The organism is Pseudomonas sp. NBRC 111131 (assembly GCF_001320525.1).
Classification (GTDB): Bacteria; Pseudomonadota; Gammaproteobacteria; order Pseudomonadales; family Pseudomonadaceae; genus Aquipseudomonas; species Aquipseudomonas ceruminis.
The window spans coordinates 1-22,482 of sequence record NZ_BCBH01000053.1 but is presented as its reverse complement, the minus strand read 5'-3'; the positions used below and the strand labels follow the sequence as shown (position 1 = coordinate 22,482).

The window sequence follows — 22,482 nt, the reverse complement described above, 5'->3', positions numbered from 1 at the left end:
GGGGACCGATTTGTTTGCTGTCTGGTCCTCAAATAGGGTTACAACTTTTTCAACCTAACGTCTGATGCACCGCATCGGGCGTTTTGTATTGAAAGACTAGTACTGCCGATCTGCTGCTCAAGGCAGCGTGTAAGTTAATCGTCCGCGCACGATGCGTGCGGGTGACGTCATTGGGTGCAAGACTTCGTGTTTGGCGTCAAGGATATGTATGATCTTAATGTCACGCACGCATAGCTCGTCCGCGATCATCGAACGATGACAGCGCCACCAAACCGCCTCAGCACACATGATGACAGTGCGCGCGTTAGTAGCGAGCTGCAGCAACTGAGTTAGTCCTTGTGCGAATTCGGGGCTGTCCATGTAGTCGGCATAGCCACGAAAGGACGTGTTGCGCCAGGCTGTATTGACCGAATTTGGTGAAGCACGTCGTCGGCCGCCAAGCGCCTCTATCCACTTATAATTTATAGAGTTTTCCGCGAGCGTTATTTCGAGTTGCTCCTTGCCGTATTGCGGATATTTCCTCGACCCAGGAAAGCGACGCACGTCGACGACTGTCTCGATTTGGTATTCGTTCAGCAAACCGAGAAATTCATCGATTGGCCGAGTTGAATGTCCGATCGTCCAGATCGTCACACCGCTATCGTGCTTCGTGACAGCAGTTTTGCTGACAACTTTCGTGACCGCGGCCGCGTTTTTTGGGACAGCCATTTTCTCGGTAACCTTTCTCTTTCTTAAAAGCTTTCGTTTTCCGGCGACAGCTACCTCGCTGATACCGTTCTTCTATCCGCGGAACGCGACGTGGGTCGTCAGCTGATCTTGTGCAGTGCCGACCCCCTATGCATCGCAATATGTTCTGTCTTATCGCTCTTGATTTCGTACTGCGGTTCGTCGGCGCTTGCGTGGCGCGTGTAGCCCTTGTAATCGGTGTCCTTCGTATGCACCTTGATGATCGTACCACTCACGCGGCCCGCTTCCGAATTCCAGCTTACGTGATCGCCTGCCGTAAATTTTGTGACCATTTGAATGAAACCCTCTGGTGCCGTTCATGACGGGGAGGGGCATAGTGGCACCGTAAAGACCGCTGACGTCTACGATTTTGAAGCGTCACAGATCTTGTGTCGATTTTCGGTCGCATATACTATGGGGGAGTATTGTATAATGCGGCGGTGTACCCAAGTAGAGAGGTGTTCGATGCCACACAGTCCGGAAGAAAAGAAGCAAGCACTGACGCGCATCAGGCGCATCAAAGGTCAGGTAGCGACTCTTGAGCAAGCGCTTGATGCAGGTGCGGAATGTCCTGCAATTCTTCAGCAGCTTGCGGCCGTTCGTGGCGCAGTCAACGGATTGATGGCAACGGTTCTGGAGAGCTATCTGCGGGAAGAGTTTCCCAGTAGCGAAATCAGGAGCGATTCGCAGAACAAGTCCATTGACGAGACCATCTCTATCGTCCGCTCCTATCTGCGGTAGAGGCACCAGGGTGTCCTCGGTGAGGGCAAATTTAGTTAGCTAGTAAAGGAAGCGACATCATGAAATCACGTGCAGCAGTTGCCTTCGGGCCAGGAAAGCCGCTGGAAATCGTCGAGATCGACGTTGAGCCGCCTCGCAAAGGCGAAGTGCTCGTAAGGATCACAAATACTGGCGTTTGCCATACCGACGCCTTCACCCTGTCGGGCGATGACCCCGAAGGTCTATTCCCGGTCGTGCTGGGTCACGAGGGGGCGGGTATCGTCGTGGAGGTGGGTGAAGGTGTGACCAGCGTGAAGCCTGGCGATCACGTCATTCCTCTTTACACCGCCGAATGCGGCGAGTGCCTGTTCTGCAAGTCCGGCAAGACCAACCTGTGTGTCGCGGTTCGTGCAACCCAGGGCAAGGGGCTGATGCCCGATGGTACGACTCGCTTCTCGTACAACGGTCAGCCGCTTTACCACTACATGGGCTGCTCGACCTTCAGCGAATACACGGTCGTCGCCGAAGTCTCGCTGGCCAAGATCAACCCGGACGCCAACCCCGAGCACGTCTGCCTGCTGGGCTGCGGCGTGACCACCGGCATCGGTGCCGTGCACAACACGGCCAAGGTACAGCCCGGCGACTCGGTGGCCATCTTCGGCCTCGGCGGCATCGGTCTCGCTGCGATTCAAGGTGCACGCCAGGCCAAAGCGGGCCGCATCATCGCCATCGATACCAATCCGGCGAAGTTCGAACTGGCTCGTACCTTCGGCGCGACCGAATGTCTCAACCCGAAGGACTTCGACAAGCCGATTCACGAGGTTCTGATCGAGATGACCGGCTGGGGTGTCGATCACACCTTCGAGTGCATCGGCAACGTCGACGTGATGCGTTCGGCTCTGGAAGCTGCCCACCGCGGCTGGGGCCAGTCGATCGTCATCGGCGTGGCTGGTGCTGGCAAGGAAATTTCGACCCGCCCGTTCCAGTTGGTCACCGGTCGCACCTGGAAGGGTTCGGCTTTCGGTGGGGTCAAGGGCCGCACTCAGCTTCCCGGCATGGTGGAAGACGCAATGAAAGGCGAGATCGATCTCGCCCCGTTCGTCACCCACACCATGGGCCTCGACGACATCAACAAGGCCTTCGACCTGATGCATGAAGGCAAGTCGATTCGCACGGTGATCCACTACTGATCACTCACTATCCATTCAACACCAGCCACCAAGGAAATTAACCATGTCCAATCCTGTCATTTCCGGCGACGGCATCTTCTCGCACGTCTTCGTCGGCGCCGCCGACGTCCAGAAGTCGACCGCGTTCTATGACGCCGCTCTGGGTGCTCTCGGCATCAAGAACCTCGGTCCTTTCGGCAACGGATGGGTGCTTTTCGGTCGCGAAAAGCCGGCTTTCATCATCGCCCGTCCTGGCAATGGTGAAGCGCCTTCCAGCAACGGTGTGACGGTCGGCTTTGCGGCCGCCACTCCCGCCGAAGTGGATGCCTTCCACGCCGCCGGCCTTGCCGCAGGCGGCACCGACGAGGGCCAGCCTGGCCCGCGTGGCCACCTGCCGGGTGCCTATGCGGCCTACCTGCGTGATCCGGCGGGCAACAAGGTCTGCTCGTACACCTTCGTTTGAAAGCAAGGAAGCTGAGGGCGTTCTGAAAGGGCCAGCACAAGCCTCTATACGGCGAGCCTATTAGACGGACCGTGTAGAGCGGTGCCTGCTCATGAAGATCGGCCCGCAGCCATGTGCGAAACGCATGGCTGCGGGCATTTGCTTTGAAGTGTGTTTTTCAACCAATGAGAAATGAGGTCGTTATGCAAGAGCCGGCCAACATCAATACGACGACCGTACAACCCGCCCTGACCGCCACCGTGTACGGCATGCCGGCCTATGCCGATCGTGCTGCGGCCGTGGGTGAAGTGCATGCGCGCCCGTATCTCTTGATTCAGGCCCCCCGCGGCATATTGCAGCTCGCTTTCATGACCGAAGGCGATCAGGCCAGGGATCAGATGGCGATGAGTGAGTTGTCTCATCGCTTCGGCGTTGCCGAGCCCGACCACGCTACGCCGCTTCACGGCGTGACATGGGATGAGGGAGACCTGCACTGTGAAAAGCACACCGAGTTCTCAACGTATCTCTGGTGCGCTTCGCTGGATTCCGAGACGGGAGAGCCGTGCGGCGAAAATCCGTTCAAGCATGGATTTGTTCCTCCCGGCCCGGTCGTATCCGGCATCCGTTTGAGACTTCTTCCGTGGACGCCGGAAACGGAGAAGGAGGTCGATCGCTTCGATCCTGCCAGCCTGTGCTACTCGCTGGTGGAGAACGGCTCAGCGTCGCGTTGAGCTGGGTATGGAACCACAGCATCGGCTACCGCGGCTCTCGCATCATCATGCATGCGATTGCCGACAAAGAGCCCACAGCGTTGGATAAATCCGGCTCTCTGGATTGAGGTGCCCACCTTATCGGAACGTCAACTATCAGAAATGCCAGGGAGAGGAACTTGACCGATCTATTCACGACAAAGCCCAAGCCCCCCTTGGCCGAACTCCTGCGGCCCAAGGCGCTGGACGAATTCGTCGGGCAACGGCACTTGCTCGGCCCCGGCAAGCCGCTGCGTCTCGCGTTCGAGGCGGACAATTTGCACTCGTTCATCCTCTGGGGGCCGCCAGGCGTGGGCAAGACCACCCTGGGGCGCCTGGCCGCCAGTGCGACCGACAGCCGATTCATCGCCATCTCGGCCGTGCTGGCCGGGGTGAAGGACATCCGGCAAGCCATCGACGAGGCCCAGGCAGAACTGGACAACCATGGTCGATCGACGGTGCTTTTCGTCGATGAGATCCATCGCTTCAACAAGGCGCAGCAGGATGCCCTACTGCCCCATGTCGAGTCGGGGCTCCTGACCCTGGTGGGGGGGACGACCGAGCATCCGGGGCTGGCGGTCAATTCCGCACTGCTCTCGCGCGCGCAGGTCTATACCCTCGAACCGCTATCCGGCGACGAACTGAACCAACCCTACGAACGCGCACTGCCGCATCTCCAGGGCGTCACGTTGGACGCGGACGCGCTGGATCTGCTCAAGGGCTTTGCCGATGGCGATGGCAGGCGCTTCCTCAATCTGCTTGAGCAGGTGACGAATGCGGCGTCGGGCGCTGGCAAGACCGTGGTCGATGGCGAGTTCGCCAGGCTGTCCACCAGTCCATCGCTGCGCAGGTTCGACAAGGGCGGTGACGAGTTCTACTGGCAGCTCTCAGCCTTCCACAAGTCGCTACGGGGCTCCGACCCTGATGCGGCCCTGTATTGGCTGGCCCGCATCCTTGACGGTAGCGGCGACGTCAGCCAGGTGACCCGCCGCATGGTGATAGTGGCCAGCGAAGACATCGGCAATGCCGACCCGCAGGCGCTGCAACTGGCGCTCAATGCCGCGCTGGCTTATGAGAGGCTGGGTTCCCCCGAAGGCGAAATACCGATTGCCCACGCGGCGACCTACCTTGCTGCCGCCCCCAAGTCGAACGCTGCCTATGCCGCCTGGAACAAGGCGAAGGCCTTCGTCAAGAACAGCGGCTCCCTGCCTGTGCCTCTCCATCTTCGCAATGCGCCGACGAAGCTGATGCAGCAGATGGGGTATCACGAAGGCTACCGCTACGCCCATGACGAGCCCAACGGCTATGCCGCTGGGCAAAGCTACTTTCCCGAGGGCGTGGCGCGGCCGGGCTGGTATCAGCCAACGGACAGAGGTGTTGAGCGCAGGCTGGGAGAAAGGCTTACTTGGCTGCGCTCGCTGGATGATGGGGCGCTGCCAGAGGCGGACGCCTGACCGGTCGCCTTCGAAACCGGCTCATCGCGACTTCACGAACTTCAGGAACAGGATAAGAACATGTCAGCCACTTCTTTCGGTGCATCCTCGGCGAATGTCAGCCTGGGACGCGTTGCCCGCTATCTGCGCACGGAGTCTGGTGCTGCGGTGCTGCTGGTGATCGTAACGGTCGTGGCGCTGGCGTGGGCGAACTCGCCGCTATCCGATGCCTATTTCGAGTTGTGGCATCTGGACGTCGGGTTTGACTTCGGGCCGCTGGGCCTGCACATGGACCTGCATCACTGGGTCAACGACGGCCTGATGGTCGTCTTCTTCTTCCTGATCGGCCTGGAGGTGCGTCAGGAGTTCGCCCACGGATCGCTCCGGGATCGCAGCCGTGCCGGTCTCGCCCTGATCGCGGGGGTCGCGGGTGTTGTGCTTCCCGCGCTGGTGTATGTCCTGATCGTGGGGCTGGCCGGAAGTGAGGGCCTGCACGGGTGGGGTGCGGTGGTCGGCACCGATACGGCGTTCATGCTGGGCACCCTGGCGATCGTCGGTCCGCGGCTATCGGGTCAGTTGCGCGTGTTCCTGCTCACCCTGACCGTGGTCGATGACTTCCTCGCCGTGTCCATCATCGGCATCGTCTATAGCGAGGAGATCCGGGTCGTCCCGTTGTTGATCGCCCTCGCCAGTCTCGTTGCGCTGTGGTGGCTAGGGCGCACCCGCCAGTGGCGGGCAATGCCGTATGTGCTGATCGTGATCGTGCTGTGGCTCGCAACCCTGTATTCCGGCATCCATGCCTCTCTCGCCGGGATGGCCGCGGGGCTGCTGATCCCCGCCTATGCGACGCAACGTCACGGGGTCGTTGCGGCAAGACAACTGTTCCGCGACTTCTGGCAGTCGCCGAGTGCCGCATCGGCCCGCGCGGTGGACTGCGGGCTGTCCCGAGGTATCTCGGTGAACGAGCGATTGCACGAGTTCCTGCGGCTGCCGACGGCGCTGCTGATCGTGCCGATCTTCGCCTTGGCGAACGCCGGGGTGGACGTGCGTGGCGGGCTGCTCGCCGAGGCCTTTGGCTCGCCAGTCACGTGGGGCGTCATCGCAGGGCTCGTGCTCGGTAAGCTCTTGGGCATCGGGCTCACCACGCTCGTCGCCGTCCGTCTCGGCCTGGGCCGGCTGCCCGAGGGCGTCGGGGTGGGGAGCGTGTTCGGTGGGGCGGCGCTGTCCGGGATCGGCTTCACCGTGTCGCTGCTGATCATCGGGCTCGCGTTCGGCACGACCTCCGATCTGGGCCGCCAGGCGACGGTCGGCGTGCTCGTGTCGATGGTGTTCGCCACGTTGCTCGGGTGGCTGATCTTCAAGGTCGCCGCCCAGCGGTGGGGTGAGAAGACCGCTGACCTGCCGATGGTGCTTGAGCCGCCGGTCGATCCGGAGATCGATCACATCCGCGGGCCGGAGGACGCCCAGCTCACACTCGTCGAGTACGTGGACTTCGAGTGCGCGTACTGTGCGCACGCCACCGGTTCGTGGGACGATCTTCGCGCCCACTTCGGTGACGACCTGCGGTATGTGGTGCGCCATCTGCCGCACCACCCGCACGGGCCGATTGCCGCGAGGGCGTCCGAGGCAGCGGCGAACCAGGGGATGTTCTGGCCGTGGCTGGACTTCGTGTTCACCCGTCAGCATGCGCTGGAGCGCGAGCATCTGATCGGCTACGCCGTCGAGCTTGGGCTCGACGTCGAACGGTTCATCGCGGATCTCGACAGCACCGCGGTGATCGAGCGTGTCGAGCGCGACCTCGCCAGTGCGGTCGCCAGCGGTGCGCACGCCACGCCGACGTTCTTCGTCGAGGGTCGTCGTCTGCGCGGCAGCTACGACGCCCGCACTGTCACCGCAGCGCTCGAAGCCAGCCGCCGCGGCACCCGAACTCAGGAAGTCCCGTCCTGAGCAGGACGAACTAAAGGATAAAAACTTGCCAAACAATTCTTTCGGTGAATCCTCTTGTACTGCTGCGGCCAGCGGCATGGTGGAAGTGCGCGGTGCGCGCGAGAACAACCTCAAGGAGGTGGACGTCTCCATCCCGCGTAACGCGCTGGTGGTGTTCTCGGGTGTCTCCGGCTCCGGCAAGTCCTCGCTGGCCTTCGGCACCATCTATGCCGAGGCCCAGCGACGCTACTTCGAGTCGGTGGCCCCCTATGCGCGGCGACTGATCGAACAGGCCGGCGTGCCGGACGTCGATGCGATCGACGGCCTGCCGCCGGCGGTGGCGCTGCAGCAGCAGCGGGGCTCCAGCAACGCGCGTTCCTCCGTGGGCAGTGTGACCACCTTGTCCAGCCTGGTGCGGATGATGTATTCGCGCGCCGGCGCCTATCCGGCCAACCAGCCGATGCTGTACGCCGAGGATTTTTCGCCCAACACGCCGCAGGGAGCGTGCCCGACCTGCCACGGCCTGGGCCATGTGTACGAGGTGACCGAGGCCATCATGGTGCCCGATCCCTCCCTGAGCATCCGCGAGCGGGCGATCGCCTCCTGGCCCCCCGCCTGGCAAGGCCAGAACCTGCGCGACATCCTGGTCAGCATGGGCTACGACGTTGACCGACCGTGGAAGGACCTGCCGAAGAAGGACCGCGACTGGATTCTGTTCACCGAGGAAACACCGACGGTGCCGGTGTACGCGGGCTTCACGCCGGCCGAAACCCGCGCCGCGCTCAAGCGCAAGATGGAGCCGAGCTACATGGGCACCTTCACCAGCGCCCGGCGGTATGTGCTGCACACCTTTGCCAATACCCAGAGCGCGCTGATGAGAAAGCGCGTGTCCCGGTTCATGGAGGGGAAACCGTGCCCCACCTGCCACGGCAAGCGGCTCAAGTCCGAGGCGCTGTCGGTCACCTTCGCCGGCGTGGACATCGGCGCGTTCATGCAGATGCCGCTGGACCAGTTGGCGGCCTTGCTCGAACCCATCGCCCAGGGCGATTTCCGCGTCCATGCAGCGGGGGCGGCTACGGACAAGGAAGCGACCCGACGCGACCGTGCCGAACGCGCGGCCTCCGGGCGCGCCGTCCATGCGGTATCGCCCGACGTGCGCCGCACCTCGGCGCTATCGGAAGAAAAGCGCCTCGCCGCGCAGCGCCTGGCCGGTGGCGTGATGGCACGCCTGCGCCAACTGCGTGGGCTGGGCCTGGGCTACCTGACGCTGGACCGGACCACGCCGACGCTTTCGGCCGGCGAGTTGCAGCGCCTGCGGCTGGCCACGCAATTGAGTTCCCTGCTGTTCGGTGTCGTGTACGTGCTCGACGAGCCCTCGGCGGGCCTGCACCCCTCCGACAGCCAGACCCTATACGACGCGCTCGACCGGCTGCGCGATGCCGGCAACTCGGTATTCGTGGTGGAGCACGACCTGGACCTGATGCGCCGCGCGCAATGGCTGGTGGATGTCGGGCCGGATGCCGGAGAGCGTGGCGGCCGCGTGCTCTACAGCGGCGAGCCGGATGGCCTGCGCAAGATTGCCGAATCGCGCACCGCCCGCTATCTGTTCGAGGAGATCCCCGCGCCGGGAAGCCGGGCACGCGAAGCGACCGGCTGGCTGGAACTGCAGGGCATCCACCGCCACAACCTGCATGGCGTGGATGCACGCATTCCGCTGGGCGTGCTGACGGCCGTCACCGGTATCTCCGGCTCCGGCAAGTCCAGCCTCGTCGCGCAGGCCCTGCCGGAGTTGGTGCTGCTGCACCTGGGCCACGAGCCGGAAGACGATGCGGCCGAAAGCGCCACCAACGAAGGGCCGGCGGTGATCGAAGCGACTGGCGGTCATCTGGCGGGCGATGTGGACGCCATACAGCGCCTGGTGCAGGTGGACCAGAAGCCGATCGGGCGCACGCCGCGCTCGAACCTGGCTACCTACACCGGCCTGTTCGACCACGTGCGCAAGCTGTTCGCCGCCACGCCCGACGCTCGCCGCCGCCGCTATGACGCCGGCCGTTTCTCGTTCAACGTCGCCAAGGGGCGCTGCGAGACCTGCGAAGGCGAGGGCTTCGTCAGCGTGGAACTGCTGTTCATGCCCAGCGTGTACGCGCCGTGCCCGACGTGCCATGGCGCACGCTACAACGAGGCCACGCTGAAGGTGCAATGGAACGGGCGCAACATCGCCGAGGTGCTGCAGATGACCGTGGACGAAGCCAGCGAATTCTTCGCGGGTGAAGACGCTGTGGCAAGGCCACTGCAACTGCTGCGCGATATCGGACTGGGCTACCTGCGCCTGGGGCAACCGGCCACCGAGCTTTCCGGTGGCGAGGCGCAGCGTATCAAGCTGGCGACCGAGCTTCAGCGCAGCCAGCGCGGCCGAAGCCTGTACGTGCTCGACGAGCCGACTACCGGGCTGCATGCGTCGGACGCCGACCGGCTGCTGGTGCAGTTGCAGCGCCTGGTCGATGCCGGCAATACCGTAGTGATGATCGAACACGATATGCGCGCGGTGGCCCAGGCTGATTGGGTGATCGACGTGGGGCCTGGTGCAGGCGCTGCCGGCGGCAGCATCGTGGTGGCGGGCTCCCCTCAGCAGGTGGCCCGAACGTCTGGCAGCAGAACCGCTCCGTTCCTTGCACAGGAGTTGGCGCGGGCCGAGTAGCTGAGTTCGCCAAATGTTGCCAATTTTCGCGGGGCATTGATCGTCGCCACACGACGGTGGCGATCAATGCCCGAATCGCGTCATCCTTCCTGAGTCAGAGCAAGATAGGGGGTGTTGGGCGGTATTTCGGCGAGTGCCAAGGACCCATCTTCGAGGAGGTAGCCATGCAGTCGGCGGGGCTTCCTCGGACCCGTGACTTCACAGGTCCAAATGTTCAGGCCATTGGGCTGCTTTCGATGTAGCTGCAGCTTCTCGAAGCGCTTCTGCACCCAGTGCCAATCCTGTTGATTCTCCTACTTGGCGAGTGCGGCCACTTCGGGATGCTCCTGCGCATAGCGTTGGAACACACCCGGGCTGACTAGGTAGGCCGTGTCATTCACCGTATGCACGAGTGCCTTCGCGTCATTGATGATGAGCCGTCGTGAGGCGATTCCCTGCTTCAGCCAAACCATGAACTGTTCCCCGGATGGCTTCGTTGCCGATGGCCCAGGCGTAGGCGCGGGTGCAGGTGCAGGCGATGGAATGGACGTCGCGGCTGTTGCTGGCGCGGGGGTGTGGAGGAACTCCTCGGCATCCTGGCCAACGCCGGCCAACTCACCCAAGCCTACCATCGCGAGCAAATCCTCCATGACGTCGGGCACGGGCTGGGCTGCGGGCGGTGAAACGATGGTGGTGCTGTCGCCCTCCCAAATCGGAGGCTCTTGACCTCCCTGCGCTGGGTTCACCGAGACGGAAGGCGCGGGAGCCGACATGCTGGCGTCGTTTTCCGCGGGCGTCGCGTCGATCTCTACCGGCCACGCGAAAGGTGCTGGTCGCTCGCCAGACTCCCAGATCAGCGCGGGAGCGAGACGCAACAGGGTGAACGAATGGGACCAGCCGGTCGTGCTGGTCATGTTCGCGCGCCAGACCGCTTTGCCGTCCGAGGTGGGCTGGAGCATGCCGTGGTCTTGCAGCACGTTGAACACGGCGGTGTTGTTCGCAGGAATGCCATCGATCCCCTGAGACAGGAGGTGTGCGCGCAGTTTGTCCGAAACCGTCTTGCTCACCAGCCACAAACTATCCTCGGTGAGCCAGCCATCGGAGGCTTCCGGCTGGTTCAGCTTCAACTGTTCCTTGAGCAGGTAGCGCAACCCGTCCAGCAGCTTGCGTTGCAGTGCATGCTTGGGCGCGGCCATGGCGCGCGCCGGATCGCCGCCCAGCTCCTGGGCCACCGACGCCCGGTCTGCTTGCACGACGAGTTCCCCCAGTACACCGGCATGTTCGTACTGACCGGCCAGCACATAGAGCAGCGGTGCCCAGAGAGCCGGATAGTCGCTGAACCAGTCCAGGACGTGGCGGTCGAGCAGTTGACGATAGAGCAAGCCTGTTGCGGCGCTGTGCAGGCGGTATTCGCGGTCGTCACGGTAGCGAAATCGGTACGCCTGGTGCAGCGGGCCATGCCACGGATGCCAGTACTGCCGTCGGCCAGTTCGACGTGTAGATCGACGGCGATCTTGCCAATATCGTGGAGCAGCGCAGCATAGGCAACGGCGGCGGTCCAGGCTTCGGACTGCGCCGCCTGGTCTTCGGGACTGGCATCGATGGGCAGCAGATTGTCCTTGGGCGCATTGGTGGCCATTGGATTGTGGCTGCTCAATCCTCTGTTTCAGGTATTGGCCCGAGCCAAAGCGCGCGAGGTCATGACTGCCGCTGCGTTGCTGGTTGTGTTGGGTGTCGCGCTGCTGATGGAAATCGGCGGCCTTTCAATGGCGATGGGGGCTTTCGTTGCTGGTGTGCTGCTGTCGGAATCCACCTTCCGCCACCAGTTGGAGGCCGACATAGAGCCATTTTGCGGCCTGCTGCTGGGGCTGTTTTTCCTCGGCGTCGGTATGTCGTTGGATCTGCAGGTGGTGGACAAGGCCTGGATGCTCATCGCCTCTGGTGTGCTTGCGCTGATGACGGTCAAGGCGCTGTGCATTTATGAGGTCGCGCGCCGACCTCGCGAAAAGCAGCCATAGCGACGCACTGGATCGCGCCGTGCTTATGGCGCAGGGGGGGGCGAATTTGCTTTTGTGCTGTTTGCCGAAGCGCTCAAATTCAGGGTCATCAGTCCTGAAGTTAGCGCCAATATGACGGCTATTGTGGTGCTCTCCATGGCCATTACGCCGGTGACTGTATTGCTGTACAAACGCTTTGCGCGCGTACAGACCGTTTCCATGGACGGTGTGGAAGCCGCACACAACCTGCAAGGCAATGTACTCATCATCGGTTTTGGCCGAGTGGGGCAGATTGCCTGCCAGGCACCGCTCGCCCAGGGAGCGAAAATTTCCATCATTGATATAAATCCGGAGGTCATCCGCGCCGTGACACCCTATGGATTCAAGGTCTATTACGGCGATGGTGCCCGCCATGAAATATTGCACGCTGCTGGTGCCCATCACGCCCGCGCCATCATTATTTGTGTGGATGATAAGAAAGCCGCGACACGCATTGTCGAAAGTACTCGGCACTACTGCCCGCAGGTGAAATTGGTGGTGCGCGCTTTTGACCGCGAACATGCGCTGGAATTAGTCAAACACGATGCCGACTACATAGTACGGGATACCTTTGAGGCCGCCCTGCTGCTCGGTGGTCAGGCCGTGCTGACTCTGGGTGCGTCTGAGCACGAAGCCGACGCAGTGATCGAGGAAGTGCGCAAACGCGACGCCGAACGTTTTGCCTTGGAAACAGCAGGCGGCCTGTTTGCCGGGCGAGCGCTGGTATTGGGGAATATTGAACGCATTGATCCGCCGAACCATGAAGCGCGGGATGCTCAGTGAGCATCAATCACAGGATCGGTTCACCTGCGCTTCAGAGCAGAAAACTGGCTACTCAGCCACGTGTGAAGCTGAGAAACCGCAGGGCTGATCTGCTTGCGATGCGGGCACACCAGACTCAACGGTGACGCTTCGCCAGGATAATCCGGCAGCAGCACAAGCAGACGCTCTGCGGCGATATCTGCACTGACATCCAGCCAGGATTTGTAGGCGATACCTTCACCCTCCAATGACCAGCGCCGCACGACATCGGCGTCATCGCTGAACAACGGTCCCGAAACCTGCACGGTTTGACCGCCCAGGTTCCACTTGTCGTAGACTCGGCTATTTTGCAGATAGAGCAGGCAGGCATGCTTGCTCAAGTCATCCGGTGTTTGGGGAGAACCGCAGCGTTGCACATACTCCGGCGAGGCAACCAGCACCCGCTGGTTCCGAGGTGCAAGCGGCAGTGCCACGTAGTTGGCGTCTTCATTTGGACCGTAGCGAATCGCCACGTCCACCGGGTCGCGAAACAGATTGGCCATCTGGTCCGACAGGAAAAAACGCAACGTCAATTCAGGATGCTGACGGCGGAACAGCGTCAGCCACGGCAGCAGTATGTTGCGCCCCAGATCGGACGGCGCTGTCACTTGCAGCACGCCCCGCAGCGTGGCGTTCTCACCCCGCAGGTTTTCCTTGCCTTGCTGCAGGGTCTCTAGCACTGAGTGGGCGGTGGGCAGATATTGCTCGCCCTCGGCAGTCAATCGCAGGCTGCGCGTCGTACGGGCGAATAGGCGCACGTCCAGTTCGCGCTCCAGACGTTTGATGGCGGCTGCGACCTGACCAGGCAGCAGATCAACCTCCAGCGCCGCTGCGGTGAAACTGCCCAGCGCGGCGCTGCGGATGAATAAACCAAGATCATCGATGCGGATCATTTTCACTCCTGAAGTGAAAGTGTTGGCGCATTCTGCTTGTTTTTCTTTGTCCATGGGAAGTCGAAGATTGCCGCAAGTGAATGCATCAACCCTTCGACAGCGAGTCTCCATGAAAGCCATCAGCTTTACCCAGCACGCTTTGCCCATCGACAATCCACAAGCATTGATCGACATCAGTCTCCCGCGGCCCACGCCTGGCCCTCGGGATCTACTGGTCGAAGTTCGCGCGGTATCAGTGAATCCGGTGGATACCAAGGTGCGCGCCGGAACTTTCACAAAAGAACCGAAAATCCTCGGCTGGGACGCCACAGGCATTGTCCGCGAGGTCGGCGCTGAAGTGACGCTGTTTCAGCCGGGCGATGAAGTGTTCTATGCCGGCTCGATTGCCCGCACCGGCAGCTACAGCGAATTCCATTTGGTCGATGAGCGGATCGTCGGGCACAAGCCTCATTCATTGAGTGCCGCCGATGCGGCAGCGTTGCCATTGACCTCGATCACGGCCTGGGAATTGTTGTTTGACCGGCTCGGTGTCGTCGAGGGTACGGGGGAGGGCAAGTGCCTGTTGATCACTGGAGCGGCTGGCGGCGTCGGTTCGATGCTGGTGCAACTGGCCCGAAAGTTGACCCGCCTTACCGTCATTGGTACCGCCTCACGCCAGGAAACCGCTGATTGGGTGCGGCAGTTGGGCGCGCATCACGTGATCGATCACAGCCAGCCACTGCTCGCACAGTTGCAAGCGCTCGGTGTGCCGGAGATCGACTATGTCGCCAGCCTAACCCACACCGAACAACACTTGGTATCAATTGCCGTGCTCAAGGCCAAGGCAGGCAAAGAACAGGCATTGAAAGAAGAATTGCTGACGCTGATAGAGCCGACCCGCGCAGAGCCGGGCAATCTCGATTATGTGTTGTTCGAGCAGCGTGACGAGCAGGGCACTTTCTACATGCGCGAGGCTTTCAGGGATCAGGCGGCGCTGGATGCGCATTTTTCGATGCCTTACTTTCAGCGCTTTGCCGCCACGGCAGATGATCTGCTGCAAGAGCCGTTGCAACTGATATTCCTTGAACAGGTATCGGCCTGATCATTCAGCCTATTGAGCCGCACCACCTCGGCCGGGCTTGGACGCGGCCGGCGGATCAATTTGCTCCAGGACGCGCCTTTACTCCGAATTGCGCAACGATGTGAGTGCCCAGTTCCTCAATGACGTCCGCCGCAGGGCGCTTTCCGTACTTGAGATTGAGGATAACGTGGTCCACCCCGATTTCCTCAAGCGACTCCAGCAAAGCCCGGAGGTGGTCGCGTCCGAGCCTGAACCCCAAATGAATGGGAGTGGGCGGCGTGGACGGGTTCTCACTGAGGTCGATGTAAAGCGACTGAGTGAAGGGCTTATAGACGGAACCACATTGCTTCATGACCTCCATCCGCCAATCTTCCACGATCAGTCGCTGCATTTTCGGCGCGCGTGGATAGTTGACCCATCCGGCGCTTTCGCGCGCGATCCAATCCAGTGACTGGCGGCTATGTCCGGTCACGAGCATCGGAATCACTTGGGTTGTGGGTTTCGGAATGAGGTCTGCGCCGCGCAGCTTACCACCGCTCCAGCGGATGGGTTCGAAGCTGGTGCTGTAGGCTCGGCGAATCACCTCGTAGTGCTCTCGAAAGACTTCTCCGCGCCTTTCGGGATCGACGTCAAAGGCTGAAAACTCCACTGGGCGATCGCCGGAGGCTACGCCCAGAATCAAGCGACCTGCGCTCAACTGATCGACGCTGGCTGACGCCTTGGCCGTGTGCAGAGGATGGTGTAAAGGGATGGCAATGGATGCGCTGCCAAGCGCTATCTCTGACGTATGAGCCGCCATATAGCCCAGGTAAACCCAGGGATCGAAGACTTGGCCGACATCGCCGAAATTAGGGTCCCGAAGAGGCACGTCGCGAAACCAAAGCGCGGAGAAGCCCAGCTCCTCTGCTCGTTTGGCCAATGCGACCTGGTTGAGCATGCTCGGAATGTCCCCACCGAAGGCCTCCAAAGGGAAGAACAATCCCAGGCTCAAATGACCCGGAGTGAAGGTTCGGCTGAACCCTCGATGCTGCTGATTAGGAATCGTGCTCGGCAGATACATTCTAATCTTCCTCAATGGGAGAACCACGCAATAGAAGTGCAACGAGCTGCTGCGAACCATTGCGAACTCGATCGTAAAGCCTGCCCGATTGTAGACCTGCAAGCAGGTTTCTCAGCCATGCTGGTCGCCGGAAACGGGCATCAAACTCGTCTGCGATGGGATGTAGGTTCAATTCCCAAACCCTGAATCGAACCCGTGTCCGCACGGTAGTTCAAACGGTGGGCTCGGCGGCTGCGTCATTGTCGGCGGCGGGGTCGGTGAGCCGCCGAATCGTCAGTGCACAGCGTTGCTCAATCAAGGTATTGATTTGCTCAACCACGACATTGCCAGCAAAACTTTGTCCGGGGTCAAACTGGAGCTTGCGCGCCGTGGCGGGCAGTAGTTTTGTCAGGTCCAAATGCGCCGTTTGGCCTGCGTCAGTTTCTCGGCGGTCTCCAGCCGTGTATACACCAAACGCCTCTGGTCATCCACCGCGTCGCAACTCTCTGACACCCCGGCCCAGCTTGCGGCGCAACAGGACCCGCAGGGTCACCCCATCCGAGTACCCGACCTGTGCGGCGACTTGGTCGACGCTCGCGTTTCCGGTGCGCAAGAGATGGACGGCATGCTCCACGCGCAGGTCCTGGAAATACGACAACGGTGTCTTGCCCAAAACGCTTTGCAGCCGCCGCGCCAAGGTGCGCTCGCTTGTGCCCGCGGCACTGGCCGCCTCCGCCAGCGAGAACCCCTTCGCGAGCTGACTTCTGGCCCAGCACTCGAAGCGCTCCACCATCGGGTCGGCATGCGCAAGGTGGTCGGGAATCACGAACTCGGCTTGCGAACTGCGTGCCTCGACCAGCAGATAGCGTGCCACCAGTGCCGCCAGCGCCGGACTGCGCTCCCGGATGATGCGCAAGGCCAGGTCGACGTGGGCCAAAGCGGCACCCGCGGTAGTGAAGCGTGTCGAGTTCACGATCATGCGTGACTCGTCCAGCGTGACGTTCGGATAGCGCTGCCGAAACATCGGCCCCAGCCACCATGACGTCGTCGCACGATGCCCATCAAGCAGGCCACTCTCTGCAAGCAAGAAACTACCGGAGCAAGCGGCACCAAGGTGCGCGCCAGCGGTGGACCACTGCTGTAGCACGGCGACCGCATCGGGCACGTCGGGGCGTGTGAGCCGAGCCGAGAGCGTGTCGGGCATCTTGTCACCAAACGCGGGCACGAGCACGACGTCTGGTTCCGGCACACCACGCGCAGGGACCACGGGGACCGTCAAGCCTTGCGCAGTTCGGATGCGACGCCGAACGCCCACCAGCGTGAGCTCTATGTGCGCGGGAGCCTGTGGCAGCGAGCCCGCCATCGCATTGGCCAAGCCCACTGTGTCGGTGAGCGCCGCAAGCCCCAGATCAAACACGCCGTCACAAACAAGGATGTGGAGTTTCATGGCAACAATGATATCAATGTTGTCATTATTGTCTATAGAGATGGCTGTCATGACGACTTAGACTGCAGGCTCGTCGATCCATTCACCTAACCCATTTACCCAAAGGATTACAGTATGACCAAGCTCGCCCTGTTTGTTCGCCTCGAAGCCAAACCCGGCCAGGAGGCTGCGCTTGCCGACTTCCTGGCCAGCGCACTGCCGCTCGCCAACGCCGAGTCCGGCACCACTGCCTGGTTCGCATTGAAGTTTGGCCCTTCGACGTTCGGTGTGTTCGATGCCTTTGCCGATGAGGCAGGTCGCCAAGCACATCTGAACGGCCAGATCGCCGTGGCCTTGATGGCCAACGCCGCGACCTTGCTCAGTTCTCCGCCCAATATCGAGAAGGTCGAACTGCTTGCAGCCAAGCTGCCTGCATGACAACCCGGCCTTGACCCAATCAGGTCACGCTGCAGGATGGGGGCACAAGCTCTACGCAGCGATCCCCCCTCGATTGCACTTGCCCAAGGAGCTCCTTCCACAGCGACGGGGGGCAATATTGCAGCCAGAACTTCCAAGCTGCGTCAGCAAGCAGGGGCAACATCAGGGCTGGCTGTGATGTTCCGATTCGTCGGGTAGTTATCGAGAAGTACCGACTGTTTGCAACGTGTCGGTACCGAGAGCCGTCTGGGCGAGCCAGATTTCCGGCCCATTGGAAGTCCGCAGTCCGCAAGCGCGGATCGATCGAGCGATTTGTTGAAAATCAACGACCTAGCATCGGGCCGTGCGGGCTAGTGAGGGTTTCTGGGGGGGGGTGTAACGATTCGAACTCCTGCAGGGGCTCGGTGGGGTGGAACCCTGCGCCAAACCTATGTAACTCAGCGCCTTGCGACCGCTGCAAACTCCTGCGGAAAGGTGCGGAATCCGGCCCTTGATGCCCGCAATCCTACCAGTTCTGCCCTGGTCGGGTCACCAACCGAGCGCATCAGGCAGGGCGCCAGTTCTATTCCCGTTTGGGAATTGAACCCGCGTTAGCATCCACTCATCCGACGTTCGATCAGGCGGTGACGAACCGCTCCCGAAATGCTCGCCGGACCTGGTGGTAAGGCACAGGGCTGGTGGCGTGCGGGACCAGCGCGCTTCTGTCGCCGATGAGGTAGTTGATCCGGTAGGTGCAGTTTCCGGAGGGGTGCAGCATGCCGGCAATCACCCGGTCGGGATTCAGAACCCGCTCCTGGATCAGGCGGTCCAGCACGCTCTGGACCTACGGCCCCAAGCCAACGAACATGGCGTCTTTCAGTTCTTCGACTTCCGCCGCGAAGTGCTCCAGCAGGTACTTCCTCAGCAAGGGGGCTTGGTCATATCCGGTGAGCCACGGTAATCGTCGTCCTTTACGAATACCGGATAGCGCAGACATTGATTTTCGTGCGTTAGAGAGGGCCTTGCTGCCCAAAAGCCTCACGCGCAAACTCCAAGAAGCTGCGCAGCTTTGGAGTCATTCTTCGGTCAGGGGCATAGAGGATGTGCATTGCGGTATTGGGCACCGGGTACTGCGGCAACAGACGCACCAGTGTCCCATCGCGCAGTGCATCGCTAACCAACTCTATCGGCTGTAGAACCACGCCTAGACCAGCTACAGCCGCTGCCAGCAGTGGATCACCTTGATTGATCGTTAATTTGCTTGTAATAGGAACATCTATACGCCCCCCCGGGCTGTCGAAGCTCCAGTGTGAGCGGCCATCAGAATAGGTAAACCCCAGACATTCCTGCTGCTGTAGATCCCACGGATTGATGATGGGAGGGCGACGTGCAAGATAGGACGGCGCAGCGCATAAAACCATCTGATAGGGCTCCAGTGGCAATGCCTTCAACCCACTGCTCGCCAGCTCGCCGATGCGAAATACCACGTCGTAACCATCATCAACGATATCGACCAGTTCGTTCGATAACGTTAGGTCAACAGACACCTGAGGATACCGAACCATGTATTCCAGCAGGCGTGGCGAAAGCGTGCGAATTCCGAACGTGACCGGCGCGTTGATGCGAAGGCGGCCGCTTGGTGTGCCCCGAGTGAGGGCAGCCAGGCTCTCGGCAGACTGCATGTCTGCAAGGATCAGTTTTGCTCGCGGGTAGAACGCCCTGCCGAAGTCGGTGAGGCTTTGCCTGCGCGTAGTCCGGTGCAGCAGGGAAACACCCAGATGTTGTTCGAGCATTTTCACCTGTTTCCCTACCAATTGAGGGGACAGATTCAGGTCGTCCGCAGCGGCGCTGAATGAACCCAGCTCAACTGTTTTGACGAACGTAGCCATCTGGGTCAGGCGATCCATTATAAACACTCTGTTTCTAGTAATGCGCCATCGTAGGCCTTTATCTAGCGCCAACCAATGACTAAATTTTCGTCACCTTTCGAGTGCCCGGATACCTTCCGGATGTACGTCGAGGCCCATTGATAAACGAGATATCTATGATGGCACGCATTGTCAGAATTCATGAATACGGTGACGCCAGCGTTCTGAAGCTGGAAGATCTGGAAGTATCGGCACCAGCAGCAAACGAGGTGCAAATTAGTGTTAAAGCCATTGGCTTGAACCGAGCCGAAGTGATGTTCCGCAATCACGCATACCTACAAGAAGCGGAGTTCCCCAGCCGCTTAGGCTACGAGGCCGCAGGCATCGTAACGGCAGTTGGGAGCGACGTAACCGAGATCACGATTGGTGACTCGGTCGCTCTGATCCCACCTCTGGATATTACTCGCTGGGGCACCTACGGCGAGTTGGCCAATGTACCGGCCCACCTGGTGGTAAAGAGCCCTGAGAACTTGTCCTTTGAAGAGGCTGCGGCGTCTTGGATGCAGTACGTCACCGCCTGGGGGGCATTGATTGAACAGGCGAAGCTACGGCAGGGCGATTTTGTCATCGTTACCGCAGCGTCAAGCAGTGTTGGCTTGGCCGCCTTCCAAATGGCTCGTATGGTCTGCGCCACATCGATTGCGATCACTCGAACTCACGCGAAGAAGCAAGCCCTACTTGATGCAGGCGCTGCGCATGTCATCGTCAGCGATGAAGAGGATATCGTCGAGCGTGTTATGACGATAACTGCCGGTCAAGGCGCTCGCGTTGTATTCGATCCTGTAGGCGGGCCGTCCTTTGAACCTCTCACGCAGAGCATGGCGCGGGGCGGAATTTTGCTGGAGTACGGCGCACTTAGCTCTGAACCGACACCATTCCCACTGTTTACCGTGCTGAGCAAAAGCCTGACTTTGAAGGGCTATCTCTACGCAGAGATTGTGGCCGACCCTGAAGCCCTAGAGAGAGCAAAGGCTTTTATTCTGCAAGGGTTGAAGTCCGGTGCGTTGCGCCCGATCATCGCAAAGACATTCACACTTAGCGACATCCAGGATGCCCATCGTTTCCTTGAAGCCAATCAGCAGATCGGCAAGATCGTGGTAACTGTCTGACCAGCAATTATGGGGCTGAGAGCGTAATCCTTCGGCCCCGATTCAAGCCAGCCCTGATGACCGCTTTTGGCCGTAACAGCCTGCCGAGACCGTCCGCTTTGGGTCCAGGCTGTGTGAAAACGCAGTAAACACATCAAAAACCCATAGTCGAGCTGACTGTCTGTGGGATCAGCACGCGAGAGTGCGAATAGCTCACCCAGCGAAAAAGACGTTTGCAGCACTATATGGGCCGCGTCAGCGGCCCATATAGCTGTTTGCGGGCCAGCAAACAGCGGGGTTTAAGGCCTGATCGCCTCAAGTAAACCTGCGATACCGAAGATGCTCATCATTCGTTTGAGGTTGTAGGCGAGCACGTGAAGGCTCATTTCGGTGCTTACCCTCGGCAGGGTTTTGGTCAGGAAGTGCGTACTTCCCATCCAGAATTTGATCGTGCCAAAGGGATGCTCCACCGTCTGCCGGCGAACCTTCATCTTCCCCGGATCATGCTCCAATCGAATCTGCACCTTTTCGACTACGGCTTCATGCTCCCAGCGCTTTAATCGCCGCTCTTTACCGGTCGTACACTGCTTCTGCATGGAGCAGCTCTGGCATCCTGAAAACCAGTAGCAGTGCAGTAGCATGCCGTCTTCCACTGAGGAATGCCGGCGCGTCAGCAACTGGCCCGCAGGGCATCGATATTCGTCCGAAGCAGCAATGTAGATGAAGTCCTGCTTGCCGAATCTGCCTTCCGCTTTGCTGCTCGATGTCAGGGGTTTAGGTACAAAGGTGGTGATGCCAGCTTGCTCGCAAGCAAGGATTTCCGGGCCTTTGTAATAGCCTCGATCAGCAACCACCGTCAGCGGCTCAGCACCGATTTCTTCCCGTGCCTGGTTAGCCATGTTGCTCAGTTGCCCGCGATCATTACCAACGTTGGTCACCTCATGGGCAATGATCAGATGGTGTTTGTCGTCAACTGCTGTTTGTACGTTGTACCCAACTGTGCCGGAGCCTCGGCCGCTTGTGGCCATTGAACGGGCATCTGGATCGGTAAGTGAGATCTGCTGATCGGAACTCGCTTGAAGCTGCGCCTCGATGTCCTTGAGTTTTTGCATCTGCTGTTTCAGTTTTTCGACTTTGTCTTTCAACCGCTCAGTCTTGGCTTCGGCCACTTCCGGCGCTGCCCGATCCGCTGAATCCATTGCTGCTAGATAGCGGTCGATGCTCTGCTCGACCTGCTGCATGCGCGCCTTCACTTTGCCTTGAGTGAAATTGCGGTCGCGGTTATTCACGGCTTTGAATTTGCTGCCGTCGATGGCGATGATCGATTGGGAGAAGAGATTGAGGTTGCGGCAAAGCACTACGAACTGTCGGCAGACGCTGCGAATGGCTTTACCGTTGTCTCTACGAAAGTCGGCAATCGTTTTGAAGTCAGGCGCCAATCGGCCCGTTAGCCACATCAACTCGACATTACGCTCTGCCTCACGCTCAAGCCGGCGGCTGGACTGAATCCGATTGAGATAGCCATAGATGTAGATTTTTAGCAGCACGGCTGGATGGTACGCCGGGCGACTCGTTGCCGCAGGATCGACACCGTCGAACCCGAGTGCTCCAAGGTCGAGTTCATCGACGAAAACGTCGACTACCCGAACTGGGTTTTCTTCGGTGACGTAATCGTCCAGGCACTCCGGCAGCAACGTGACTTGCGTCCGAGCCTCACCTTCGATGAATCGCTTCATGACCGTCCCCGCCAGGATCTCGACGGTCAGAAGGTTAGACAATCGCAGGCGTTTTCACACAGCCTGGGTCGATAGCAGCCCTGCAAGCTGTCCCCGTGGCTGGAATGCCATTCCTAAGTTGTTCATGTAGATTGTTCAGGCAGTCGCAGCCATTACAAGCAGACCCTAGGGCGGCTGGATGAATTGCCGTCTGCAGTCGCAACAATTTCGAAAACC

Annotated in this window: 18 protein-coding genes and 3 pseudogenes; 11 read left to right on the top strand and 10 right to left on the bottom strand. The window is 60.3% G+C overall.

The features are described 5' to 3' along the window. Positions 1-117: 117 nt before the first annotated feature. Positions 118-708 (bottom strand): DUF488 family protein, encoded by a 591-nt coding sequence (locus tag APH34_RS27045; protein ID WP_009681670.1) that lies wholly within the window; start codon positions 706-708, stop codon positions 118-120. Between the two features lie 98 nt (positions 709-806). Further along, positions 807-1,019 carry a DUF2945 domain-containing protein gene (locus APH34_RS27040; RefSeq protein WP_009681671.1) on the bottom strand — a complete coding sequence of 71 codons (213 nt, stop codon included), beginning with the start codon at positions 1,017-1,019 and terminating at the stop codon, positions 807-809. Between the two features lie 172 nt (positions 1,020-1,191). Here APH34_RS27040 and frmR point away from each other — a divergent pair, with 172 nt between their 5' ends. The 7 genes and pseudogenes from frmR (at position 1,192) to APH34_RS27005 (ending at position 9,863) form a co-directional block, all read left to right on the top strand. Then, positions 1,192-1,467, top strand: coding sequence for a formaldehyde-responsive transcriptional repressor FrmR (frmR, locus tag APH34_RS27035; protein WP_007182548.1), 276 nt, complete (start codon positions 1,192-1,194; stop codon positions 1,465-1,467). 59 nt (positions 1,468-1,526) lie between these two features. Next, on the top strand, positions 1,527-2,636 hold the full coding sequence (locus APH34_RS27030; protein ID WP_009681672.1) for an S-(hydroxymethyl)glutathione dehydrogenase/class III alcohol dehydrogenase: 1,110 nt from the start codon (positions 1,527-1,529) through the stop codon (positions 2,634-2,636). 43 nt (positions 2,637-2,679) lie between these two features. After that, positions 2,680-3,078 carry a VOC family protein gene (locus APH34_RS27025; RefSeq protein ID WP_009681673.1) on the top strand — a complete coding sequence of 133 codons (399 nt, stop codon included), beginning with the start codon at positions 2,680-2,682 and terminating at the stop codon, positions 3,076-3,078. A gap of 182 nt (positions 3,079-3,260) precedes the next feature. Next, positions 3,261-3,782 (top strand): annotated as a pseudogene (locus APH34_RS27020) (DUF3422 family protein); the annotation flags it as partial. Between the two features lie 164 nt (positions 3,783-3,946). Then, entirely contained in the window at positions 3,947-5,260 is a 1,314-nt protein-coding gene (locus tag APH34_RS27015) for a replication-associated recombination protein A (RefSeq protein WP_016486902.1), read from the top strand. A gap of 60 nt (positions 5,261-5,320) precedes the next feature. Further along, positions 5,321-7,186 carry a Na+/H+ antiporter NhaA gene (nhaA, locus tag APH34_RS27010; protein WP_016486903.1) on the top strand — a complete coding sequence of 622 codons (1,866 nt, stop codon included), beginning with the start codon at positions 5,321-5,323 and terminating at the stop codon, positions 7,184-7,186. Between the two features lie 25 nt (positions 7,187-7,211). Beyond that, positions 7,212-9,863 (top strand): excinuclease ABC subunit UvrA, encoded by a 2,652-nt coding sequence (locus APH34_RS27005; RefSeq protein WP_016486904.1) that lies wholly within the window; start codon positions 7,212-7,214, stop codon positions 9,861-9,863. Positions 9,864-9,943: 80 nt separating this feature from the next. Here the strand turns inward: APH34_RS27005 and mobH are convergent. Continuing rightward, a pseudogene (gene mobH / locus APH34_RS27000) lies at positions 9,944-11,463 on the bottom strand (MobH family relaxase); the annotation flags it as partial. On the opposite strand from mobH, the pseudogene APH34_RS26995 reads away from it, so the two are divergent. Then, positions 11,456-12,661, top strand: a pseudogene (locus tag APH34_RS26995) (cation:proton antiporter); the annotation flags it as partial. The pseudogenes mobH and APH34_RS26995 overlap by 8 nt on opposite strands. Positions 12,662-12,681: 20 nt before the next feature. Here the strand turns inward: APH34_RS26995 and APH34_RS26990 are convergent. After that, on the bottom strand, positions 12,682-13,572 hold the full coding sequence (locus tag APH34_RS26990) for a LysR family transcriptional regulator (RefSeq protein WP_009681683.1): 891 nt from the start codon (positions 13,570-13,572) through the stop codon (positions 12,682-12,684). 109 nt (positions 13,573-13,681) lie between these two features. Here APH34_RS26990 and APH34_RS26985 point away from each other — a divergent pair, with 109 nt between their 5' ends. After that, positions 13,682-14,653, top strand: a complete 972-nt coding sequence (locus tag APH34_RS26985) for a zinc-binding alcohol dehydrogenase family protein (protein ID WP_009681684.1) — start codon at positions 13,682-13,684, stop codon at positions 14,651-14,653. 55 nt (positions 14,654-14,708) lie between these two features. Here the strand turns inward: APH34_RS26985 and APH34_RS26980 are convergent, their stop codons facing one another. From APH34_RS26980 to APH34_RS30480, 3 genes are all read right to left on the bottom strand, one after another. Next, positions 14,709-15,692: an LLM class oxidoreductase gene (locus APH34_RS26980; protein ID WP_009681685.1), complete on the bottom strand. Its 984-nt coding sequence runs from the start codon at positions 15,690-15,692 to the stop codon at positions 14,709-14,711. Between the two features lie 211 nt (positions 15,693-15,903). Further along, complete coding sequence (locus APH34_RS29065) at positions 15,904-16,089, bottom strand: hypothetical protein (protein WP_037031229.1); 186 nt, start codon at positions 16,087-16,089, stop codon at positions 15,904-15,906. A 66-nt stretch (positions 16,090-16,155) separates the two neighbouring features. Continuing rightward, complete coding sequence (locus APH34_RS30480; RefSeq protein ID WP_371263330.1) at positions 16,156-16,464, bottom strand: helix-turn-helix domain-containing protein; 309 nt, start codon at positions 16,462-16,464, stop codon at positions 16,156-16,158. A gap of 768 nt (positions 16,465-17,232) precedes the next feature. Between APH34_RS30480 and APH34_RS26970 the strand changes: the two genes are divergently transcribed. Next, entirely contained in the window at positions 17,233-17,535 is a 303-nt protein-coding gene (locus APH34_RS26970; protein WP_009681687.1) for a putative quinol monooxygenase, read from the top strand. 616 nt (positions 17,536-18,151) lie between these two features. Here APH34_RS26970 and APH34_RS29810 read toward each other — a convergent pair. Beyond that, a complete protein-coding gene (locus APH34_RS29810; protein WP_009681688.1) occupies positions 18,152-18,349 on the bottom strand; it encodes a hypothetical protein in 198 nt (65 codons plus the stop codon). A gap of 175 nt (positions 18,350-18,524) precedes the next feature. Beyond that, on the bottom strand, positions 18,525-19,421 hold the full coding sequence (locus APH34_RS26960; protein ID WP_016486908.1) for a LysR family transcriptional regulator: 897 nt from the start codon (positions 19,419-19,421) through the stop codon (positions 18,525-18,527). A 140-nt stretch (positions 19,422-19,561) separates the two neighbouring features. On the opposite strand from APH34_RS26960, the gene APH34_RS26955 reads away from it, so the two are divergent. Further along, positions 19,562-20,551: a zinc-dependent alcohol dehydrogenase family protein gene (locus tag APH34_RS26955; RefSeq protein WP_009681981.1), complete on the top strand. Its 990-nt coding sequence runs from the start codon at positions 19,562-19,564 to the stop codon at positions 20,549-20,551. Between the two features lie 278 nt (positions 20,552-20,829). Here APH34_RS26955 and APH34_RS26950 read toward each other — a convergent pair whose 3' ends face one another. Beyond that, complete coding sequence (locus APH34_RS26950) at positions 20,830-22,266, bottom strand: IS1182 family transposase (protein WP_054903675.1); 1,437 nt, start codon at positions 22,264-22,266, stop codon at positions 20,830-20,832. Positions 22,267-22,482: the final 216 nt, after the last annotated feature.